Raw genomic sequence first — 19,392 nt, forward strand, 5'->3', positions numbered from 1 at the left:
CGTTTTAAACAAAAAAAAAGGTGAAATTTCTTTCACCCTTTTTGCCCCAAATCTACGATAAAACTTAACCTACTAATTTTATTTCGTGAGTCAAATGTATAACGAGAAATTTATAATTCATTAAATAATTGTTATACGGAATAAAAAACCGATGAAATGCGTTTTTTAGTATGCTCTAGCGTCTTTTCCTTCATAAAAATTCATAAATGCACGGTTTACCACTCTGTTACCTCCATCTGTAGGATAATCTCCTGTAAAATACCAGTCACCTAAATTTTTAGGACAAGCAATATGTAAATCGGCTACAGTTTGATAAATAATAGTAACTTCTGCTTTTGTGTTTTCTGGAGTAAGCATTTCGGCAATTTTATCAGAAATTTCCTGATCAGAAAAAGGCGCATAAATTTCTTTTACATAATTTACAACATCTGAATCATTAAAATCTTCTTGTGCTTTTGATTTTTTATAAACCTCATCAACTATATGATATAAGTTTCGATCTTTTAACAACCCTAAAGCAGCTCTAAAAGCCACTAACCCTTCCAATTTAGCCATATCAATTCCGTAACAATCTGGGTAACGAATTTGAGGAGCAGATGAAACTACTACAATTTTCTTTGGATGCAAACGATCCATCATTTTTATGATACTCTGTTTTAAGGTAGTTCCTCTTACAATACTATCATCAATAATTACTAAATTATCGGTTGGTTTAACCACACCGTAAGTTACATCATATACGTGTGCTACCAAATCATCTCTACTACTATCTTCTGTAATAAAAGTTCTTAATTTAGCATCTTTAATTGCAATTTTTTCTGTTCTAATTTTAACTGAAAGTAATTCTTTTAAACTGTCTTCTGTTAACGTGTCTTTTTGTTCTATAATTGCCTTTGCTTTTCTTTGATTTAAGAAATCTTGAGCCGCTTCAGACATTCCGTAAAAAGAAGTTTCTGCCGTATTTGGAATAAAAGAAAAAACGGTATTATCGGTATCGTTATCAATAGCTTTTAAAACACTTGGAAAAATTAGTTTTCCTAATTCTTTTCTTTCTCTATAAATTTCGGCATCGCTACCACGAGAAAAATAAATACGTTCAAACGAACATGCTTTTTTTACTAATGGCATTCTTACTTCTTCAACAGAAACATTTCCGTTTTTCTTGATAATGATGGCGCTACCTGGTGTTAATTCTTGTACTTTTTCAAATGGAACATTGAATACTGTTTGAATTACCGGACGTTCTGAAGCAACCACTACAATTTCATCATCTTCGTAAAAAAATGCTGGACGAATTCCGGCTGGATCACGCATTACAAAAGAATCGCCATGTCCAAAAAGACCAGCCATTGCATAACCTCCATCAAAATTACGAGAAGCGCGTTCTAAAATGCGTTGTACATTTAATCGTTCCCCAATAATTGGCGAAGCTTCTTGTTTAGAAAACCCTTCTAATTTACATTGTTTGTATAAATCGGTAACTTCGTCATCTAAAAAATGCCCTATTTTTTCCATTACGGTAACGGTATCGGCCATTTGTTTTGGATGTTGTCCTAAGTCAATTAAGTTTTGGAATAACTCTTTAACATTTGTCATATTAAAGTTTCCGGCAACAATTAAATTACGGTGTTTCCAGTTATTTTGACGTAAAAAAGGATGCACACTTTCGATACTGTTTTTACCAAAAGTACCATAACGAACATGTCCTAAAAACAATTCTCCAATGTATGGAATATTTTGTTTTTGAAGCGCCACATTGTTTTGATATTCTGGATGCTCATCTAACTCACGAGTAATTCTATCGTTAATTTGAGCAAAAATATCCTTTATAGGTTGTGCGTCATTTGAACGAATTCGGCTTATGTAACGTTCTCCTGGATCTACATCTAATTTAATACTTGCTAATCCGGCTCCGTCTTGACCGCGGTTGTGTTGCTTTTCCATTAATAAGTACATTTTTTGTACTCCGTAGAAAGCGGTTCCGTATTTTTCTTTATAGAATTCTAACGGTTTTTTTAATCGTAGTAATGCAATTCCACATTCGTGTTGTATAGCGTCACTCATAAGTTGTTGTGTTGTTGTAGGTTGTTGTATTTTCTTTTTTTAACACATAGATTCACAGAAAATTAAACTATGTGCCTATGTGTTTTTATATTTATTTTTGAAACAAAAAATGCCCCGAAAATTCGAGGCACGTTTTTATTCTTCTAATTCTATTTCAAATTGTGTTAACGCTTTAAATTGTTTTAAACGCGCATTAACTTCCTTTTTATCAAGGTCAACCATTCTTTCTGTTCCAAATTTTTCCACACAGAAAGACGCTAAGTTTGAACCATGAATAATTCCGTTTTTCAGATTGTTAAACGAAATGTTTTCAGATTGTGCAATGTAACCTGCAAAACCTCCTGCAAATGTATCACCAGCTCCTGTTGGATCAAAAACTTCTTCTAATGGTAATGCTGGAGCAAAGAATACTTCTTTGTTGTGGAACAATAACGCTCCGTGTTCTCCTTTTTTGATTACTACATATTTTGGTCCCATTGTGTGAATTTTAGCCGCTGCTTTTACCAAAGAATATTCTCCTGATAACTGACGTGCTTCTTCATCATTTATTGTGATTACATCTACACGTTTAATTACATCTAATAATTCTGGTAAGGCACAATCCATCCAAAAATTCATGGTGTCTAAAACCACTAATTTTGGTCTTTCAGCCATTTGGTTTAAAACTCCAGATTGTACAATTGGATGTAAGTTTCCTAACAATACAACATCTGAATTTTTATATCCTTGTGGCACAACCGGATTAAAATCGGCCAAAACGTTTAATTCTGTTACTAAAGTATCGCGAGAATTTAAGTCGTTGTGGTATTTTCCACTCCAAAAGAAGGTTTTTCCTCCTTTTACGATTTCAATTCCTTCGATATTTACTCCTTTATTTTCTAATAAATCTAAATATTCCTTTGGAAAATCTTCTCCTACTACAGAAACTATAGCTGCATCTACATTAAAAAAGTTAGAGGCTAACCCAATATAAGTTGCTGCTCCACCTAAAATTTTATCTGTTTTTCCGAAAGGTGTTTCAATAGCATCAAAAGCTACTGTTCCTACTATTAATAATTTGTTCATTAAATTGTCATTACGAGATTTTGAAGCAATCTCAAATTAAAGGTGCAAAGATAAGTTTTTGTTTAGAAGTTTAAAAGTTTAAATTCCGAAACTTCAGGATAAAAGTTTTGAATGCTAGTGTTTTGTATCGTTTTATGATTAAAAACCAAATACATAAATTAATTTTATGGTTATCATAATTTAATACTTTCTATTTTTTTAACATTTTTAGTAGCTAAAGAATATTTTTGAAAAAAATTACAAACAAAAAATAGAAAATTCATGAAAAAAATGAAATTATTAGTGCTTTTTACTCTTTTTACAGTTGGTGTAAATGCGCAAGACTATGTTGATATTTTTAAATTGTCTATAAATAATGCAACATTAGGAAATGTAGACAGTGATTACGAAACAAGTGTAAACAATCTTAACATGGAAGTTTACTTTCCTAAAAAACTATCTGAAAAAGCAGTTTTGTTAACCGGTTTTACAGTTGAAAACACACGATTAAATTTTTCTGAAGGCGCAGAAAGAAGCAGTTTGACCATGACTCGATTAAATCTAGGTATGAAATACCAACATTCAGAAAAATGGTCTGGAACTTATGTTTTTCTTCCTAAAATAGCATCTGATTTTGACAATATTGGGTCAAACGATTTCCAATTTGGTGGATTAGCCGTTTTAGATTATCAATATAGCGAAGGGTATAAAATAAAGTTTGGATTATATGCTTCTTCTGAGAATCATGGCTCAACCATTACGCCTTTGATTGGTCTTTGGCACCGATCTAAAGACAATAAATTTTACATAAACGCTACTTTACCCATTCGTATGGATGCAAATTATGCTTTATCTAAAAAGTTCAGTGTAGGTACCGACTTGCTTACTTCAATTAAATCTTATAATTTATCGGAATTCAACTCTGATTTTTATACTCAAGAAGAATCTATTCGATTTGCTTTATATGCAGCGCTTAGTTTAATGGATAATTCAATTATTCTTAGAGGAAAAGTTGGTTTTGATACTACAGATTATGCCGTTTATAACAGCAATGAAAAAGTAGGAGCGCAAGTATTAACGTTTCCATTGAGTTCAGACAAGAGAAACCGACTTAACTCGGAATTTGATTCTTCTTTATATCTAGGGTTTGATGCTATTTATCGATTTGATTTAACAAAAGAGCAAAAATAAAAATAAAGGGAGCTGAAAAGCTCCTTTTTTTATGACTCTACAACAACTTCTCTTCTTCTCTTTCGTAAAACTCGTCAATAGACAATTTCTCTTGTTGCGATGCCATAACGGCTAACTCATCGCAACGTTCGTTTTGAGGATGACTGTTGTGTCCTTTTACCCATTGAAAATCAACTTGGTGTTGGCGATAAATTTTCAAGAAACGCATCCATAAATCGGGATTTTTCTTGGCTTTGAAGTTTATTTTTTCCCACTGAAACACCCAACGCTTTTCTACTGAATCCACCACATATTTTGAATCGGAAACCACTAAAACTTTGGTTTTTGGATTTTTTAATTTTTCTAAACCTACAATTACCGCCAACAATTCCATTCTATTATTAGTAGACAATCGAAAACCTTCGTAAAATTCTTTTTTATACGGAGTTCCTACCATTTCCATCACCACGCCATAGCCAGCCGGACCTGGATTTCCCTTGGCAGCGCCATCTGTGTATATGTGAACTTCGTGACTCAAGTGAATAGTAATTAGTGATTAGTGATTAGCTTTCCTATTACTTCAGGAAAATATTGATGTTCTAATTCGTGGATTTTATTTGCAATTTCTTCTGCCGATTTGCAATCTTCGATATTTACCGATTGTTGAAAAATAAATTCACCTTCATCATAATGTTCATTTACATAATGAATAGTTATTCCTGTTTCTTTTTCTTTATTTTCTAAAACCGCTTGATGCACATTCATGCCATACATTCCTTTTCCTCCGTATTTTGGTAATAAAGCAGGATGAATGTTAATCACTTTTGGATATTCCTTAAGAATAGATTCGGGAAATTTTAGTAAAAATCCGGCTAAAACAATTAAATCAGGTTGCAACTGATGTAATTTTTCCAAAACAAAACCATCATTTAATTGCTCTTTGTTAAAAACTACAGCAGGCAAGTTGTGATTTTTAGCTCTATCCAAAACTTTAGCCTCTTGCTTATTTGAAAAAACAGCTACTACAGTTGATTGGTTGTTATTTTTAAAATATTTAATAATTTCTTCTGCATTAGAACCGTTACCGGAAGCAAAAAGGACAATATTTTTCATTTGAATTGATTTCTTCCCACAAAAAAAAGAATAAAAATTGGTAAAAAATAAAAAAAAGAAGCCTTTATGAATTATTTTTTTTATTTTCGTGGTCACATTTAGTAACAAAAATGTTGTTTTAAAATAAAGTTTTTTATTTTTGCCAACAAATTAAATTAAAAATTAAAGATTATGTCAGACATTGCATCAAGAGTAAAAGCGATTATCGTAGACAAATTAGGTGTTGACGAAAACGAAGTTGTAACAGAAGCTAGCTTCACTAACGATTTAGGAGCTGATTCATTAGACACTGTTGAGCTTATTATGGAGTTCGAAAAAGAATTTGATATTCAAATTCCAGACGACCAAGCGGAAAACATTGCTACTGTAGGTCAAGCTATTTCTTACATCGAAGAAGCTAAAAAATAATAAATAAAACGCCCGTGTGCATTTATTTGCATGCGGGTTTTTATTATTTTAAAAAAATTAGACTATTTTTGATTGAATTTCAATCACAATATATTGAAATACCCTTGTCTCTTTACTATAATAAATTAAAGAAAACACGGGTATTATTTGTTTAAACGATATTTAAAAATAAGAATATGCAATTAAAGCGTGTTGTTGTAACTGGCCTTGGAGCATTAACCCCAATTGGAAATTCCATTCAAGAATACTGGGATGGTTTAATAAATGGGAAAAGTGGTGCTGCACCCATAACGTATTACGATACTGAAAAACATAAGACAAAATTTGCTTGTGAAGTTAAAAACTTCAACATCGAAGATTACATGGATCGTAAAGAATCGCGCCGATTGGATAAATTTGCTCAATACGCCATTGCTGCTAGTGATGAGGCTATAAAAGATGCCGGATTAACTAAAGACAACGTAAACAAGCACAGAGTAGGTGTTATTTGGGGTGCTGGTATTGGTGGTTTAGAAACTTTCCAAGACGAAGTTATGTATTATGCAAAAGGCGATGGAACTCCAAAGTTTAATCCTTTCTTTATTCCTAAAATGATTGCCGATATTGCTCCAGCTCATATTTCTATGAGAAATGGCTATATGGGTCCAAATTATACTACTGTTTCTGCTTGTGCTTCTTCTGCCAATGCCTTAATTGATGCATTCAACTACATCCGATTAGGAATGTGTGATGTTATCATTTCAGGTGGTTCTGAAGCAGCTGTAACTATTGCAGGAATGGGTGGATTTAATTCTATGCACGCCTTATCAACTAGAAATGATAGTCCAGAAACAGCTTCAAGACCTTTTGATGCTACTCGTGATGGTTTTGTTTTAGGGGAAGGTGCAGGTGCTTTAGTTTTAGAAGAATACGAACATGCTAAAGCGCGTGGTGCTAAGATTTATTGTGAAGTTGGTGGTGGTGGAATGTCTTCGGACGCATACCATTTAACAGCTCCACATCCAGAAGGAATTGGCGTTATTGCTGTTATGGAAAACACGTTACGTGATGCTGGAATGACTCCTGATCAAGTAGACCACATTAATACGCACGGAACTTCTACACCTCTTGGCGATGTTGCAGAATTAAAAGCTATAAGTCATGTTTTTGGTGATCATGCTAAAAACATTAATATTAACTCTACAAAATCAATGACAGGACACTTACTTGGTGCTGCTGGTGCAATTGAAGCAATTGCTTCTATCTTAGCTATGCAACACAGTATTGTTCCTCCAACGATTAACCATACAGTAGTTGACGAAAACATTAATCCTGAATTAAATTTAACTTTAAATAAAGCGCAAAAACGCGAAATTAAAGTAGCAATGAGTAATACCTTCGGTTTTGGAGGTCACAATGCTTGTGTATTATTTAAAAAATTGGAAGACTAACTACATGCGTCGATTATTTAATAAAATAAGAAAAAACTCCCGTTCTCCAGAAGACGGGATTTTTTTTGAAAAAATTACCAAAATACTAGGTTTCGAACCTAAAGAATTAAGATATTACAAAAAAGCATTTACGCACCGTTCTACCAACAAAGTAGACGAAAAAGGAAACCCGTTTAATTATGAGCGTTTAGAATTCTTGGGTGACGCCATGCTTGGAAGTGTTATTGCTGCACATTTATATAATGAAGTACCATCGGGAGACGAAGGTTATTTAACAAAAATGCGCTCTAAAATTGTAAGTAGAGAACACCTAAACGAATTAGGCCGCGATTTTAATTTAGTGAGCTTTGTAGAAAGCAAAGTTAATTCGAGTCAATTTGGCGAAAATATTCATGGTAATTTATTTGAAGCCTTTATTGGTGCAATTTATTTAGATAGAGGATTTGAATTTTGCGAAAAATTTATTCGTACAAAAATCATTAAACAATATGTAGATATTGCTAAATTAGAAGGTAAAGTTATCAGCTATAAAAGTTTAATTATTGAATGGTGTCAGAAAGAAAAAATTTCATTCTTTTTTGATTTTGTAGAAGATAATGGAATCGAAGGGCAAAAATATTTTGGGGTAAAACTACTTATTGACCAAAAAATTATTGCTCGCGCAAGAGCTACTTCTAAGAAAAAAGCAGAAGAAAAAGCATCTCAACGAGCTTATTTTGCATTACAAGAAAAAATTTCAAAAAAATAATGCAGTACTAAAACGTTTTCGTTACTAAATTAACGTTAAGAACACGCAAATGGATGTTTTTTAATAGATTTTAGTCTTATATTTACAACTTAAATTCTGGTGATGGCCATTCATAAAATTCAAATAAACGATTTTGTTTCAGATGATTATGAACTAATAGCCGTTCATTCGTCTTTAGATGATTACAAATTAGCTTATACGCTAAATAAGGCATTGGGCATTCAATTGAGCAAAAATCTTGCTTATGTAGAAATTGCCATTCCTGAAGGAAAAAGTGCTTTTAGTAATTACATTTTTGATGATGAAAAAAACGATGTAATTTGGACGCTAATCGAAAACAAAACCACGATTATCAATTCCAATAAACAAACAACCTCTTTATTTGAGCAAGTTGATATTACTGTTTTTTTACTACCCGAATTTAAAAAAGCCGATTACCTTATTAAAATTGAAAATATCGATTACGGGTTTGAGTCAGAATCAATAATTGAGAAAATTCAGGAAATTAAAAATGTAACTATGGCTTACACAATTGATATAACGAACTTAAAATCTAAAAATAATTTAATTTTTTAATTAAGATGCCAACAAACAAAAAAACTAAAATTGTTGCTACACTAGGCCCTGCCTGTAGTACAAAAGAAGTAATTAAAAACATGATAGATGCAGGAGTTAATGTTTTTAGAATTAACTTTTCGCACGCTGACTATACAGATGTTTCTGAACGTATAAAAATCATTAGAGAATTAAATGATGAATATGGTTACACTACTTCAATCTTAGGAGATTTACAAGGTCCAAAATTACGCGTAGGCGTTATGAAAGAAGATGTAGTAGTAAGCAAAGGAGATAAAATAACTTTCACAACAGCTGAAGATATTTTAGGAACAGCTTCTCGTGTTTACATGAATTATAAAGAATTTCCAAAAGATGTAAATCCTGGCGAAAGAATATTACTTGATGACGGAAAATTGATTTTTGAAGTTACAAAAACAGATAAAAACACAGAAGTTGAAGCAGTTGTAATTCAAGGCGGACCATTGAAATCTAAAAAAGGAGTTAACTTACCTAATACAAAAGTATCGTTACCGGCTTTAACAGAAAAAGATATTCGCGATGCTAAATTTGCAATTGAAAATAAAGTAGACTGGATTGCATTATCGTTTGTAAGAACCTCTCAAGATTTAGAAGATTTACAAGATTTAATAGCTGAACATTCTGACCACAAAATTCCGATTATTGCTAAAATTGAAAAACCAGAAGCAGTAGCAAACATTGATAAAATTGTTGCTTTTTGTGATGGATTAATGGTTGCTCGTGGCGATTTAGGTGTGGAAGTTCCGGCAGAAGAAGTGCCCTTAATTCAGAAAAAATTGATTCATAGAGCTAAAACGGCTCGTATTCCTGTAATTGTAGCAACACAAATGATGGAAACTATGATAACTTCATTAACTCCTACAAGAGCAGAAGTAAATGACGTTGCAAACTCTGTAATGGATGGTGCCGATGCGGTTATGTTATCTGGTGAAACTTCGGTAGGAAACTATCCTGTTGAAGTAATTGAAACTATGACTCGTATTATTGAAAGCGTAGAAGATTCGCCACTTATCAAAGTGCCAATTTCACAACCTCAAGTAAAAAATCAACGTTTTATTACCAAGTCTATTTGTTATCATGCAGCGTCAATGGCAGACGCAATTAATGCAAAAGCAATTACTACATTAACAAATTCTGGCTACACAGCATTTCAAATATCGGCTTGGAGACCAAAATCACATATTTTAGTATTTACATCTAACCATAGAATTTTAACACAGTTAAATCTTTTATGGGGAGTAAGAGCTTTCTTTTATGACAAATTAGTAAGTACAGATGACACTATTGATGACATCAATACTATTTGTAAAGAAAAGAAATATGTAAAAAAAGGTGATATGGTAGTTAACTTAGCGGCTATGCCAATTGTAGCTAAAGGAATGGTTAACACTATGCGCGTTTCTGAAATAGAATAATTTTGTTTTAAATAATAAAAAACGAGTACTAAAATAATTTAGTACTCGTTTTTGTTTTATTTCAGCTATCATGCTGAATTTGTTTAACTTCGTTGAATCTTCGATTTCAGAATCTCTTATTTTGACAGAAGCTGAAACGAGCTCAGCTTGACAAAAGAGGTGATTTATATGTTTTACCTCGTTTTAAGCGGCTATTTTTTCAAAAGCAATAAAGTTTACAACATCTCCTTTTAAATTGAACACAGGAAATCCTTTGATGCTGCATTTGTATAACGAGCCATCTTTACAATAATTGATTACATTTTTCTCAAATGGCACTTTATTTAAAATAGCTTGTCTTATTTCTGAACTCACCTGCAGATTAGTTGACGGACCTTGAAACATTTTAGGGGAATTCCCTATTACTTCTTCAACTTTATAACCATTCATTTTTTCAATATTATTAGTAGCAAATACTATTTTCAAATTAGCATCGGTTACTACAATAACTGTTTCATCTTGAATACTTTCTTTAAAATCCCAAACTGTTTTCCATAGATTTTTATTGGCAATTTGATTTAAAGAAGATACATCATGAAGCAACACATTAGTTTGATATAAATATTGAGAATAAATATCCCATGAAATCAACGGCATTGCTTTAATCGCATATTTTTCATGTTGTTTTGCAAACGCAGCATCGTAAACTTTGAACTCCATATTCCATGTTATTTTTGTCAAAACTAAAAAGAAAAACAAACCAACAAGTATTTAAAACGAACTTTAACGCTTGTTTAAGTTACTAAAACTCAAACTTTAATTGCACCGAAACACTTTTTTGAGTTAAAGGAATTTTAGTTTTTTCTTCGTTATTTAAATTATGAACAGAAATACCTAGTAATCGAACCGAGTTTTTTAATCGCTCTTGATAAAGTAAATCTTTTGCAAAATCAACAATAATGTTTTTATCACTCACAAAATACGGAAGCGTTTTGCTTCGGGTTTGTAAGGTGAAATCGGAATATTTTATTTTTAAGGTGATGGTTTTTCCTGAAATCTTGTTTTTTTGTAGGCGCTTTTCTAATTCTTTAGCAATACTTTGCAAACGTTCTTCCATGAAAATTTCAGAGGATAAATTTTCACCAAACGTTCTCTCTGCTCCTACCGATTTAATTTTTCGATTGGGTTTTACCGCACTATTGTGAATGCCTCTTACAATTTGGAAATAATGTAAACCGCTATTTCCAAAATGATTTTCGAGATACTCTACCGATTTTTGTTTTAAATCATAACCCGTAAAAATGCCTAACTGATACATTTTTTCAGCTGTAACTTTGCCTACACCATAGAACTTTTTTACATCTAATTTTTCTAAAAAGGGTTCTATTTCATCTGGATTTACTGTTTTTTGACCGTTTGGTTTATTGTAATCAGAAGCAATTTTTGCTACAAATTTATTTGCAGAAATTCCTGCAGAGGCCGTTAATCCAACTTCTTCAAAAATGCGCTTTCTAATTTCTTGTGCAATTAAAGTGGCACTTGGATTTCCTTTTTTATTTTCTGTAACATCTAAATAGGCTTCATCAAGAGATAAAGGTTCAACCAAATCGGTATAATCGAGGAAAATTTTGCGAATTTGCTTCGAAATTTCTTTGTAACGATCAAAACGTGGTGGAACAAAAATTAAATCCGGACATAATTTTTTTGCCTGAATTCCACTAATCGCACTTCGTACTCCAAATTTCCTAGCTTCGTAACTTGCTGCACTAACAACACCTCTTATTTCGCTTCCGCCAACTGCTAATGGCTTACCTTTCAAATTAGGATTATCCATTTGTTCTACCGATGCATAAAACGCATCCATATCGATATGAATTATTTTTCGGAAGTGTTCGCTCATAAATTATTCTATTGGAAAAAAGAAACTCATGGGTTTTATTAAAAATCATAAGAATAGCAAAAGTTAGTATCAATTTTCCAATTCTTACTTCACTGAACTAACAGAAGTAAAGATACGAATAGAATGGATTTTTTCGTATTTTAGTCATCTAATATTAAACACAATATTTTGGTAGAAATAGAACGCAAATTTTTAGTAGTAAATACTAATTTTATTGCAGAAAGCTCTGAAAAATTTAGAATAGTTCAAGGCTATTTAAATTCTAATCCAGAGAGAACAGTACGAGTTAGAATTAAAGGAGAAAAAGGATACATTACCATAAAAGGAAAAGGTAACGAATCGGGCTTAACACGTTTTGAATGGGAAAAAGAAATTGCTATTTCAGAAGCAGAAGCTTTATTGCAACTATGCGAAAATGGAGTAATTGACAAAACACGATACAACGTTATGTTTGACGATCATCTTTTTGAAATAGATGTATTCACGGGCGAAAATGATGGTTTAATCGTGGCAGAAATAGAATTGCAATCTGAAAATGAAATCTTCTCCAAACCAAGTTGGTTAGGAGAAGAAGTTACATCTGAAGAAAAATACTACAATGCTTATTTAAGTAATTACCCTTATACTAGTTGGAAATAAGCTATTCTATTATTTCTAGACTTACGCGCATGGGTGTGCGACCTTTATTATGTGAAATATCTAAAAAAGGGCGTTTAGCTAAATCTATTTCTCTTTTTCTGGTGTGAGGTCCTCTATCGTTAATAGTTACGATAACACTTTTATTATTAGCTAAATTAGTAACCTTTACTTTAGTACCAAATTTCAACTTTTTATGTGCAGCAGTATATTTTTTATTGCTAAAAACTTGTCCACTAGCCGTTTTTCTTCCGTTTAGTTTGTCAGAATAATAAGAAGCTTCAACGTTTTTCTTGTATAATTTAGATTTAAAATTAGCCAAAGAATCTTCTGAATTAATAGAATCTAAGGTACGTATGGAATCCTTTTTCTTTATACTATCTAACAAAAAAGCTTTTCTAACAGAACCCGATTTAGGTGCATTAGAAAAGCTTAATAATATTGTAATAAGCATCAAAAAAGAAACTATCTTGATATTTTTTTTCATAATTTACAGTTTTAGTTCACTTATTACTATAAAGAAAACGATTAATTAAACCAATTTGTCCAAGGAAGTCTTGACAAAATTAAGATCAATCCAAAAGTATAAAAAACAGCAATTTTTTTGAATTTACCATTATTACTTTCTTCTTTTTTATGTTTAGACCATCCGATTGTAATTAATGCTAAAGCAATAATATTAATTAATGGATGTTCTAAAGAAGTTAATCGGATTGCAGCATCTTTCATGTTTCCTAATTGTCCTGCGCCAATTGGAGAAAGAAAATACAGAATTAATCCAACTAATAATTGAATGTGGCAAATAATCAATGTAAATAAAGAAAGACGTAAATCTTTGTCTTTAAATATTTTTTTTGATCTTAAACCAAAAATGGCATTTAATGAAGCTAGCAACAATAATCCTAAAGCTGCATAAGCTAAAATAGAGTGAACATTTTTAATAGTTTCGTACATACCTAATTTTTATTAAAGTGAATTACAAATATAAGGAAAATAAAAAACCTCTTATCCAAAAAAATGAATAAGAGGTTTTTAGTAATTAACTTTAATTTTTCTTAGAAGTTATAACGCATTGTAAAGTTCCAAGTTCTACCTAAACCAAAGAATCCAAAGTTTCCATCTGCGATTCCATTATACACTCTATTGTTAGATTGATATGTACCTAAAGCTGGATTTGAAGAACTAATATTATCTGTTGTTTTGATGTTTGAAGTTAATTCAGATAAATATATCTCATTAAAAACGTTATTCATGTTAAATCTAAAATTAACAGAATTTTGTTTGTTTTTACCCACCAACATTTTATATGAAATTCCAGCATCTACTAAATCATAACTAGGTAATTCCAAATTATCTTTTGCAACTACATTTGCGTACAAATTATCATAATTTCTCCAATCTGCATCAATTGTAAAACGTTCAAAAATTTCATATTTAGCGCCTAATCCCCATGTAGTTTGAGCAGCATCACCTACTTTTCCTCCTTTAAGATCTGTTTCAGTTTCAACTAAAAGATTAAGGTTTTCATCAAATTTTCTGCTTATTGCTTTTCCGTCATATTCCCAATTTCCAAAAGATGCAAATCCTTTAATATCTAATTTATTCATTGGTTTTAAAACAAAATCTAACTCAATTCCAGAGTGAACTTGTTTTACACCTTGATTTGAAGTAAAAATTACATCTCCAGCTAAAACTGGTGTAGAACCAATAACTCCATCAGCAGCTTGAACTGTAGAAGTTGTTACAACTCTATCTTCCCAAGTAGTTCTATATGCATTTAAACTTCCTGAAAATATTTTTGATTTGAAAGTATAACCAGCTTCTAATCCCAATACTTTTTCATTCTCAGTTAATGGATTAACTTGATTAGTAAAGTTCAAATAGATATTATCATGATATGGTTGACGAGAATAGTATCCTGCATTAGCATAAACAGCATGTTTTTCTGCAAAATTATAAGCTCCCCCCGCTTTAACATTATAACCTACGTTAGACACTTTGTCAGAATCTTGGTATTGATTTTGATAATCATAATAATCGAATCTTTGGTGAGTTTGATTAGAAATTGCTCCTTGGAAGAATGTTGAGAAATTTTCTTTTGAATACTCCAATTGACCAAAAACTCCACCATAAGAAATAGTTTCACTGTAATCATAATCAATTTTTTGAGCATCATCTGCAGTATTGAAGAATGCATACCAAGGGTTAATATTATAAGATTGATTAACTGTATTAGTTGCTAGTGGTAATGAATTACTTGAAAAGTGAGTATTATCTCTTAATCTTCTTGATTCAGTCCATCCATTTAATCCAACAAAATTAGCAACTTGACGATAGTGGTCTCCATTATACGTTCTTAAATCTAAACCAAAATTTAAATTTAAGTTTTCATTTAATTCTTTTTTAAAGTTTGTTACTAAACCATACCAAGCATGGTTATTCATAGAAGCTCTAATTAAATAATTTGAAGAAGTACCAATACCATCAGCATCAGCTAAATTGTTAGCATAAATTTGGTCGTAATCTATGTAAGTATTTTGATTAGCTCCTGTGTAAGGATTAAATTGAGAAATACTTCTTTTCCCACTACCATAATTTCCAGTTCCTCCACCACGTCCCCAAGACGCATATAATACTGTTGACAACTCAGTAGATTCATTAATTTTAAAATCCCAGTTTAAGTTTGCTACTGGTTTGTGATAAAAATTAGTTCTTTCTGAAAGATATTGTCCGTTTAAATAACCAAAATTGTTATTGTACTTTCTTCCAAAACCTAAATAATCAGAAATTCTTTTTGTAAAGTTTTGATCATGTTGTTGTGGAGCACCTGTGATTAAGAAATTGAAATTGTGCTTATCATTTGGTTTATATCCAAAAGAGATAAAATAGTTTTGTCCTTCTCCTCTAGTTCCTTGGTTGTAACCATCACCTTGCCAATGAGAAAGCATTACACTCGCACCAAAACCATTTTTCATGATTCCAGTATTGTAAGCTGCTGTCGATTTAAAGTAATCGCTATTAGCTACTCCCATAGATACAAAACCACCCTCTTTTTTATCAGTTGCTTTAGTTACAAAGTTAACAGTTCCTCCTACAGAAGATATAGCTAACTTAGAAGAACCTAAACCTCTTTGTATTTGAATGAAATTTGCAATATCAGACATACCTGACCAGTTTGACCAATACATTTTACCATCTTCCATACCATTAATAGGCTGTCCATTTAATAAAAAAGCTGTGTTGTCTTGTTGAAAACCTCTAACAGTAATTCTAGAATCTCCATAACCACCAGATTGTCCAGCAACATAAACAGATGGTGTGTTAACCATTGCTTGTGTTACATCTGAAGTACCTACTTTTTCTTGAATTTCTACTGCTTTTATTGTAGAAACTGCAATAGGAGTTTTACGCTCTTTAGCAACGTCAATAATTCCTTTACCAATTACAACCACTTCTTCAAGTTGGCTTGCATCAGGATCAACAACAATGTTTCCTACATTAACTGAATTTCCAGTAACTGTAAAAGAAATTGTTTTTGTTACAAATCCTAAATAAGAAATAACAATTTGGCCTGATTTTTCAGTTGTTGAAATCTCAAATTTTCCATCAAAATCTGTAACAGTACCTGTTGAAGTTCCTTTAACTACTACATTGGCACCTGCTAAAGGCTGATTTAAATCGCCATCAATTACAGTACCTGTTACTTTAGACTGTGAGAAAGCAGTCAGGGTTGATAAAAACATAAACCCAATAAGTAATACATTTTTAAAAATTTTCATTTTTGTTGATTTTATATTAAAATATTTTGGGCAAATTTCATACAAGAATTTGTATTGAATGTTAAGAAAATATCAACATAAACCAAACCATTAAATAAAAAAAAATAACCTGAATTTTAACGTTTATTATAGTATTTAATCGGTAGAAAAGGAAGAAAAAAGAAAATCCTCAAAATAAATTTCGAGGATTTTAATAATTATTTAATGCTTTTAGTTACTTTATGTATTGTTTAAGTAAAAATGATGTTGAATTATCATGATTTTTCACTTGCTTATTCTTGATTTCATCTAATATTGAATTAGCCAATTGTTTTCCTAACTCAACACCCCATTGATCATAACTAAAAATATTCCAAATAATTCCTTGTACAAATATTTTGTGTTCATACATTGCAACTAATGCTCCTAAGGATTCTGGAGTTAGTTTATTAATAAGGATGGTATTAGTTGGTTTATTTCCTGTAAACACTTTAAATGGCAAAAGAAAATCGGCTTTTTCACTTGAAACACCTTGCTTTTCGAATTCTGCTTTTACTTGTGCTTCCGTTTTACCCATTAATAAGGCTTCTGTTTGTGCAAAGAAGTTTGACATTAATTTGTCATGATGGTCTTTATTTCCGTATAGCGAATGTTTATATCCAATGAAATCTGTAGGAATTAATTTAGTTCCTTGGTGAATTAATTGAAAAAACGCATGTTGGGAGTTGGTTCCTGGTTCTCCCCAAATAATAGTTCCTGTTTGATAATTTACTGGTTTTCCATCTCTTCCTACACTTTTTCCATTACTCTCCATAATACCTTGTTGTAAATAAGGCGCTAATTTTTGTAAGTATTGTGTATAAGGAATTAAAGCTTCACTTTCGGCTCCAAAAAAGTTATTGTACCAAATGCTCAATAAAGCTAAAATTACTGGGATATTTTTATCGAAAGATTCATTTTTAAAATGTTCGTCCATTTCGTTAGCGCCTTTCAATAACTTATCAAAGTTATCAAAACCTACCGCTAAACTTACAGACAAACCTACAGCACTCCATAATGAAAAACGTCCTCCAACCCAATCCCACATTGGGAAAACGTTGTCTGGATTAATTCCGAATTCAGTTACTTTTTGAATATTAGTTGAAACCGCCACAAAATGCTTAGCTACATCTTCTTGAGTTGCCGATTGTAAAAACCAACTTCTTATGGTTTCTGCATTTGATAATGTTTCTTGTGTTGTAAAGGTTTTAGAAACTATTACAAACAATGTGGTTTCTGGATTTAATTTTTTAATTACTTCATTTACATGATCTCCATCTACATTAGAAACAAAATGAACGTTTAAATGATTTTTGTAGAACTGTAAAGCTTCAACAATCATCGCCGGACCTAAATCAGATCCTCCAATTCCAATATTAACAACATCAGTAAATGGTTTTCCTGTAAATCCTTTTCTATTTCCTGAAATAACTTCGTTAGAAAAGTTTTTGATTTTATTTTTTACCGAATATACTTCTGGAATAACGTTAATACCATCAACCAAAACCTTATCTGATTCTTTTGCACGTAATGCAGTATGTAAAACAGCTCTATCTTCTGTTTGATTTATTAAATCTCCTTCGAAATAACTTGAGATTGCTTCTTTTAAATGGACTTCATTTGCTAAATTTAATAATAAATCTAGTGTTTGTTCATCAACAATGTTTTTAGAATAATCTATTAAAAAATCATTCCATTGAATGTGAAAATTTTCTGCTCTATTTGTATCCGATGCAAACAATTCTTTCATTGAAATTTGCTGCATTTTTTCGAAATGTGATTGTAATTTTTGCCATGCTTCCGTTTGAGAAGGATTTACTTTTGATAGTGTCATTATTCTTTAAATTTTAATGCTGTTATACTGTCTAATTCTTTCTTTAGGGGGGCAATATGTGATAAATATTTTTTCTTGTGAGATTCATTCATTGGCTCTGCATTTGGCAATTGTTGTCTTAAAGGATCAACTTGAACTCCGTTTTTCCAAAATCGATAACAAACATGAGGTCCTGTTGCTAATCCGGTACTTCCTACTTTTCCAATTACTTGTCCTTGAGTTACACGTTGCCCATTTTTTACTAAAATTTTAGACATGTGTAAATATTGAGTAGAATAAGTAGAACTGTGTCTTACTTTTACAAAGTTTCCGTTTCCAGAAGTGTAACCTGTTCGCTCTACAACACCAGAAGCAGTTGTTTTAATTGGCGTTCCATGAGGAGCCGCATAATCTGTTCCGTTATGTGCTTTAAAACGCATTTGAACAGGATGAAAACGTTTTCCAGAAAAACGGGAGGAGATTCTAAAATAATCTAATGGCGCTTTTAAAAACACGCTTTTTAATCCTTTTCCATTTTCATCATAAAAATCTGCATATTTCTGATTCTCATAAATTTTATATGGAAATGCGAAAATCTTTTTCCCTTTGTGTTCAAAATAAGACGCTTCTATGCTTTCTACACCAACATAAATAGTATCATCTATAAAACGTTCGTTTATTGTAACTGCAAATTTATCTCCTTTTTGTATTTTAAAGAAATCTACTGTATAGGCATAAATATTAGCTAATTTATTAGCTAAACCAGCATTAACTCCAGCATTACTTAATGTTTCAGACAAAGAGCCTTCAATCTCAGCAGCAACAATTCTTCTTTTTAATGTTGTAGGTTTTTGTTTATTAGACACAACTATTGAATCTCTAAAATCAATAACCGTATAATTAATTTTATCTTCTATATAAATTAATGCCTTTAAGGTGTTCGGTTTCATTTTATCTAGAAATAAAATATAAGGTTTGCCTGCTTTAATTCTTCTAACATTAAAAGAATCTTTTACTTTTTTAGTTACATCATAAATTCTTAAACTGTCTTTGAGCGGGAATTTTTCTAATATTTTTCCAAAAGTATCACCAGAACGAATTGTATCTCGTACCACTTTGTAGTCATTAAAAGTAAATCCATATTCTTTAATAATGGGTTCCTTTTTAACTACTGTTTTTTTAGTTTTTTCTGTTTCATCTTTCGAATTACAGGCTGTAAAAAATGTGACAAATATAATGGCTAATACGAAATATCTCAATGTATGTTGTTTTATGCAA

Annotated in this window: 18 protein-coding genes; 7 read left to right on the plus strand and 11 right to left on the minus strand. The window is 31.4% G+C overall.

What is annotated here, in order from left to right; genetic code table 11:
* Positions 1-165 precede the first annotated feature (165 nt).
* Complete coding sequence (locus GFJ99_RS00115) at positions 166-2,064, minus strand: amidophosphoribosyltransferase (protein ID WP_153207019.1); 1,899 nt, start codon at positions 2,062-2,064, stop codon at positions 166-168.
* Between the two features lie 135 nt (positions 2,065-2,199).
* Positions 2,200-3,129, minus strand: a complete 930-nt coding sequence (locus GFJ99_RS00120; RefSeq protein WP_153207020.1) for a PfkB family carbohydrate kinase — start codon at positions 3,127-3,129, stop codon at positions 2,200-2,202.
* Between the two features lie 261 nt (positions 3,130-3,390).
* Here GFJ99_RS00120 and GFJ99_RS00125 point away from each other — a divergent pair, with 261 nt between their 5' ends.
* Complete coding sequence (locus GFJ99_RS00125; RefSeq protein WP_008255114.1) at positions 3,391-4,299, plus strand: DUF6268 family outer membrane beta-barrel protein; 909 nt, start codon at positions 3,391-3,393, stop codon at positions 4,297-4,299.
* Between the two features lie 37 nt (positions 4,300-4,336).
* On the opposite strand, the gene rnhA is transcribed toward GFJ99_RS00125, so the two are convergent.
* Both rnhA and GFJ99_RS00135 read right to left on the minus strand, forming a co-directional pair.
* Positions 4,337-4,816 (minus strand): ribonuclease HI, encoded by a 480-nt coding sequence (gene rnhA / locus GFJ99_RS00130; RefSeq protein ID WP_008255116.1) that lies wholly within the window; start codon positions 4,814-4,816, stop codon positions 4,337-4,339.
* Between the two features lie 11 nt (positions 4,817-4,827).
* Complete coding sequence (locus GFJ99_RS00135) at positions 4,828-5,391, minus strand: phosphoribosylglycinamide formyltransferase (protein WP_040470326.1); 564 nt, start codon at positions 5,389-5,391, stop codon at positions 4,828-4,830.
* A gap of 171 nt (positions 5,392-5,562) precedes the next feature.
* Here GFJ99_RS00135 and GFJ99_RS00140 point away from each other — a divergent pair, with 171 nt between their 5' ends.
* The 5 genes from GFJ99_RS00140 (at position 5,563) to pyk (ending at position 9,989) form a co-directional block, all read left to right on the plus strand.
* Entirely contained in the window at positions 5,563-5,799 is a 237-nt protein-coding gene (locus GFJ99_RS00140; RefSeq protein ID WP_007137004.1) for an acyl carrier protein, read from the plus strand.
* A 176-nt stretch (positions 5,800-5,975) separates the two neighbouring features.
* The gene (gene fabF, locus GFJ99_RS00145; RefSeq protein ID WP_153207021.1) at positions 5,976-7,229 is read left to right on the plus strand and encodes a beta-ketoacyl-ACP synthase II; all 1,254 of its coding nucleotides are present in this window, start codon (positions 5,976-5,978) and stop codon (positions 7,227-7,229) included.
* 4 nt (positions 7,230-7,233) lie between these two features.
* Positions 7,234-7,977 (plus strand): ribonuclease III, encoded by a 744-nt coding sequence (gene rnc / locus GFJ99_RS00150; protein ID WP_238990057.1) that lies wholly within the window; start codon positions 7,234-7,236, stop codon positions 7,975-7,977.
* A gap of 102 nt (positions 7,978-8,079) precedes the next feature.
* The gene (locus GFJ99_RS00155) at positions 8,080-8,553 is read left to right on the plus strand and encodes an IPExxxVDY family protein (RefSeq protein ID WP_008255127.1); all 474 of its coding nucleotides are present in this window, start codon (positions 8,080-8,082) and stop codon (positions 8,551-8,553) included.
* Positions 8,554-8,558: 5 nt separating this feature from the next.
* Positions 8,559-9,989, plus strand: coding sequence for a pyruvate kinase (gene pyk / locus GFJ99_RS00160; protein WP_153207023.1), 1,431 nt, complete (start codon positions 8,559-8,561; stop codon positions 9,987-9,989).
* A 183-nt stretch (positions 9,990-10,172) separates the two neighbouring features.
* Here the strand turns inward: pyk and GFJ99_RS00165 are convergent, their stop codons facing one another.
* Both GFJ99_RS00165 and dinB read right to left on the minus strand, forming a co-directional pair.
* The gene (locus GFJ99_RS00165; protein ID WP_153207024.1) at positions 10,173-10,688 is read right to left on the minus strand and encodes a PAS domain-containing protein; all 516 of its coding nucleotides are present in this window, start codon (positions 10,686-10,688) and stop codon (positions 10,173-10,175) included.
* A gap of 82 nt (positions 10,689-10,770) precedes the next feature.
* On the minus strand, positions 10,771-11,868 hold the full coding sequence (gene dinB / locus GFJ99_RS00170; protein WP_153207025.1) for a DNA polymerase IV: 1,098 nt from the start codon (positions 11,866-11,868) through the stop codon (positions 10,771-10,773).
* Between the two features lie 168 nt (positions 11,869-12,036).
* On the opposite strand from dinB, the gene GFJ99_RS00175 reads away from it, so the two are divergent.
* On the plus strand, positions 12,037-12,507 hold the full coding sequence (locus GFJ99_RS00175; protein ID WP_153207026.1) for a CYTH domain-containing protein: 471 nt from the start codon (positions 12,037-12,039) through the stop codon (positions 12,505-12,507).
* A 1-nt stretch (position 12,508) separates the two neighbouring features.
* Here the strand turns inward: GFJ99_RS00175 and GFJ99_RS00180 are convergent, their stop codons facing one another.
* The 5 genes from GFJ99_RS00180 to GFJ99_RS00200 all read right to left on the minus strand — a co-directional run bounded on the left by GFJ99_RS00180 (position 12,509) and on the right by GFJ99_RS00200 (position 19,373).
* Positions 12,509-12,991 (minus strand): septal ring lytic transglycosylase RlpA family protein, encoded by a 483-nt coding sequence (locus GFJ99_RS00180; RefSeq protein ID WP_203228761.1) that lies wholly within the window; start codon positions 12,989-12,991, stop codon positions 12,509-12,511.
* A 41-nt stretch (positions 12,992-13,032) separates the two neighbouring features.
* On the minus strand, positions 13,033-13,458 hold the full coding sequence (locus tag GFJ99_RS00185; RefSeq protein ID WP_153207027.1) for a hypothetical protein: 426 nt from the start codon (positions 13,456-13,458) through the stop codon (positions 13,033-13,035).
* Between the two features lie 101 nt (positions 13,459-13,559).
* On the minus strand, positions 13,560-16,283 hold the full coding sequence (locus tag GFJ99_RS00190; protein WP_153207028.1) for a TonB-dependent receptor domain-containing protein: 2,724 nt from the start codon (positions 16,281-16,283) through the stop codon (positions 13,560-13,562).
* A 214-nt stretch (positions 16,284-16,497) separates the two neighbouring features.
* Positions 16,498-18,135, minus strand: a complete 1,638-nt coding sequence (pgi, locus tag GFJ99_RS00195) for a glucose-6-phosphate isomerase (RefSeq protein WP_153207029.1) — start codon at positions 18,133-18,135, stop codon at positions 16,498-16,500.
* A complete protein-coding gene (locus tag GFJ99_RS00200) occupies positions 18,135-19,373 on the minus strand; it encodes a peptidoglycan DD-metalloendopeptidase family protein (protein WP_153207030.1) in 1,239 nt (412 codons plus the stop codon). Before GFJ99_RS00200 ends, pgi begins: the two co-directional genes overlap by 1 nt.
* Between the last annotated feature and the right edge of the window lie 19 nt (positions 19,374-19,392).

This window comes from Flavobacterium sp. LMO6, from assembly GCF_009495795.1.
Classification (GTDB): Bacteria; Bacteroidota; Bacteroidia; order Flavobacteriales; family Flavobacteriaceae; genus Flavobacterium.